6 protein-coding genes and 1 pseudogene are annotated in these 2,945 nt (G+C 59.3%); all 7 read right to left on the bottom strand.

Features of this window, described 5'->3' with window-relative positions; all coding sequences use genetic code 11:
- Positions 1-662, bottom strand: a pseudogene (locus L9Z73_RS28375) (hypothetical protein); the annotation flags it as partial.
- 54 nt (positions 663-716) lie between these two features.
- Positions 717-944, bottom strand: coding sequence for a hypothetical protein (locus tag L9Z73_RS28370; protein ID WP_247408092.1), 228 nt, complete (start codon positions 942-944; stop codon positions 717-719).
- Entirely contained in the window at positions 941-1,171 is a 231-nt protein-coding gene (locus L9Z73_RS28365; RefSeq protein WP_247408089.1) for a hypothetical protein, read from the bottom strand. The genes L9Z73_RS28370 and L9Z73_RS28365 overlap by 4 nt, the downstream gene beginning before the upstream one ends.
- Complete coding sequence (locus L9Z73_RS28360) at positions 1,161-1,415, bottom strand: hypothetical protein (protein WP_430624321.1); 255 nt, start codon at positions 1,413-1,415, stop codon at positions 1,161-1,163. Before L9Z73_RS28360 ends, L9Z73_RS28365 begins: the two co-directional genes overlap by 11 nt.
- 19 nt (positions 1,416-1,434) lie before the next feature.
- Positions 1,435-1,707, bottom strand: coding sequence for a hypothetical protein (locus L9Z73_RS28355; protein ID WP_247408088.1), 273 nt, complete (start codon positions 1,705-1,707; stop codon positions 1,435-1,437).
- Between the two features lie 28 nt (positions 1,708-1,735).
- On the bottom strand, positions 1,736-2,194 hold the full coding sequence (locus L9Z73_RS28350; protein ID WP_247408086.1) for a hypothetical protein: 459 nt from the start codon (positions 2,192-2,194) through the stop codon (positions 1,736-1,738).
- A 43-nt stretch (positions 2,195-2,237) separates the two neighbouring features.
- Positions 2,238-2,519, bottom strand: a complete 282-nt coding sequence (locus L9Z73_RS31660) for an HNH endonuclease (protein ID WP_430624322.1) — start codon at positions 2,517-2,519, stop codon at positions 2,238-2,240.
- Positions 2,520-2,945: the final 426 nt, after the last annotated feature.

Below are 2,945 nucleotides of genomic sequence, written 5' to 3'. Positions count from 1 at the left end.
ATACGAGCCTTGTCAGCCGCTTCCTGTGCGATGCGTGTTTCGCGGTCTTTCTGCTCCTGCGCCTCCTTCTCCGCGCGCAGCTTGATCAGCTCCGCCTGTTCCGCCTCGACCTTCTCTTGGTCTTCCAATGCCTGGCGCAGGACCACCAATGACGCAGCCTTCGCTCGGTGCGCGTCAGCCTCGAACTCTTCCAGCTCCTGATTGATCTCGCAGCTATCGAGGTCCTGGATCTTGGTGCTGATCAGGGCCGCGCTCATACCGGCGGTGTCGGTGTTCTCGATATGCCCGATCACCGCATGGTGCCGAGCTACCCGGGCGTCTTCTGCAGCCTGCCATTCGTTCAGTGGCCGGCGGACCTCTTCCTGAAGCGCCTCCAGGGATTCGCGCATCCGCTTGCGCTCGGCGTCGATCAGCTTCGGCACTTCCTTCAGCTCGGCTACCAGTTTCTTGCCGGCGTCGTCCAGGGCGGTGCGTGACTTGGCAACCTTGAAGGCGATCGAGGCGATTGCTGCTCGCCCTTTCGCGGTGCTGGTGTCGGGTACGAATGCCCGCACTTCGTCCCGAATCTTTTGCAGCCATGGCTCCAGGCCCTTCTCGGCGGAGAAGACTGCGAGTGCCGTCTCCTTGGGCGGCACGACAGCCAGTTCAGTATTTTTGGACATGACGATCCCTCGCAGCGCTTGGCGCGGCATTAAAAATGGTTTGGTTTGGCGGGGTTATGCGGCGGAAGAGAGCGAGGCGTTGTAGGTGGCGTAAATCTTGTCGATACGCGCCTGGTAATGCCGATGCTCGGCTTCGTCGATGGCTCGCAGCATGAATGCCAGGGTGATGGATGATCGGGCTGCCGAGCTGGCGTTAGGCTTTCCTACGTCGCGAAGTAGGGTTTCGATCTCGGCATCTATCCAGCCCACAGCTATCTGATGGTCTCGCTGTGCAGTGTTCATTCAACACCTCCTACTGGTGGGCAGATCAATTCCATCTGCGCCATAGCGGCTCCGATGCGGAGCTTTAGGCTGGCCCGCTCTTTGAGTCGGCGCACATTGCGCTCTGCCAAGTCGTCAACCGTGTACTCGTGGAACAGGTCGGCGTACTGGACTTTGCCGAAGTTTGGTAAGTCCCAGCGCCTGTCTGATTCCCTGGCCTGGGCGCTATCCGCGTAGCTAGTTGGCATGGCGAGTCTCCAGGCGCCGGGCGAGGGCGCAGGCATCGTTGTGGTTACGGCGGAAGCCCTTCACCTTGCCGGTGGACGAGTCGACGACGTGGAAGAACTCATTGCCGGCCGGGATCACCCGAAACAACGGCGACGTCTTCGGTGCGCTGGAGCCGACCAGGCCGAGGCAAAGCGCCAAGGCCATGTTGCGGCGCTGGTTCATTGCGAGCGCTACGTCGCAGTAAGCGTGGTGACTTTGGTTCATGGTCGCCTCCAGGGTGGCGTTATTCGGTGGGCAGGGTGACTACTCGCGTCATCGAGTATTCGTGGTAAGCCGGATACTGATCACGCCAAGTCCGCGCCTCTACATCGATGATTCCATTCGTCCAGACGGTAGTGATCGGGCCGTACTGCGGGTCGCTATTGGTACGAGCCAGGGTGAAGTGCTTCTTTGGTTCGTTGGCCAGCATTCCGGCCATGACGTGGATCAGGTTCAGCATCCGGTAAGCGTCACCGCCGTCACGGCTATTCGCGTGGATCGGTTTGATATCGCTCATGACTCTCTCCATTCGTTGGTTCACCTGGTTAGGCGGCGACAGGCTGATTCATCAGTTCGGCGTAGGCGTTGAGTGCTTCTTCGCGGGTATCGCCGAATGCGTAATTGGAAGACGATTGCAGGTCTTCAAAGCCTTCGCCCGCCACGCACCACGCGCTGCCGTCCTTCATCACGCGGACGGCCCACCAAGGCTTCTGGAAGCCATCAGTGCGGCAGGTGTTGCAGGCCCAGGTGCCGCCATAGACGAATCCGGTCTGCTTGCACCGACCGTGCGGGAAGGGGTGGATGAAGTAGATCTGGCCGGCCTTGATCATTTCGTCAGCCTTCCACCAGCCCTGCATCCGCTCCGCCTTGTAGGCGCCGTCGATGGCGTCAGCAAGCTCAACGCCTTGAACGCGAGAGTTGAACCCTCCACCGAAGTGGGCATCCAGGCTGGATGGTTTGAATATCTGGTAGGCGTATTGGATCTTGCTTGGCTGCTTGCTCATGGCTTGCTCCGTTTTTTGTTGGTTCACCTGGTTAGGCGGTGGCTCAACGGCCGTGATTGGGGTGGAACCCGTGGCGAAGCTCTGCCGATTTCCTTGCAGCCACAGCGTCAATTAGGGTTTTGTGATAGCCGAGGTAGATGTGCTTCCTATCGACGACTATGTGGGCTTGGAATCTGTTGTCACAGTGGACGAAGAAGACCCCGTGAATCCCGCTAGTGTTTCGGTGGGAAAGCCTCATGTTCTTGTTGTTTTCGGCAGCTGTGACCGCGCGAAGGTTGGCGGCACGGTTGTCCCGGCGATCGCCATTTATGTGATCTATCTGCATGCCATCCGGGATAGGCCCGTGATGCAGCTCCCAAACGAGCCGGTTGGCGCGAAATTGATCTACGCCAACCCGTATCACCTCGTAGCCGTCTCTGTTGTACGAGCCAGCTCGCTTGCCAGCGTATTTTCTGTTCCAGAGATCAAGCAGTTCGGGGTGGTTGACTTGATGCGCCTGCCTGGACTTCCAGTACATAGCGCCGTCGGATGGGTCGTAACGGAGCAAACAAATAACGTAGGAGCTGCTTATGCTCATCTGCACCTCTGATCTGGTAGGGCGGAGGGGATGACGGGTAAAGGCGAGGAAGGGTGCAGGCGCCCGGCACTGCCCGGGATGTGTCGAGTCTGGCCAGCTATGCCCTCGGACTCGCCTGCGGTGCTCTTCTTCATTTGGGGTGGGCCTACCTTTCGACCGATGCGCGGTGACATC

Origin of the sequence: Pseudomonas emilianonis, from assembly GCF_023072625.1 — a bacterium.
Classification (GTDB): Bacteria; Pseudomonadota; Gammaproteobacteria; order Pseudomonadales; family Pseudomonadaceae; genus Aquipseudomonas; species Aquipseudomonas paraveronii.
Note: the sequence above shows the minus strand (reverse complement) of the source record. Positions and strands in the feature narration are given on the sequence as shown.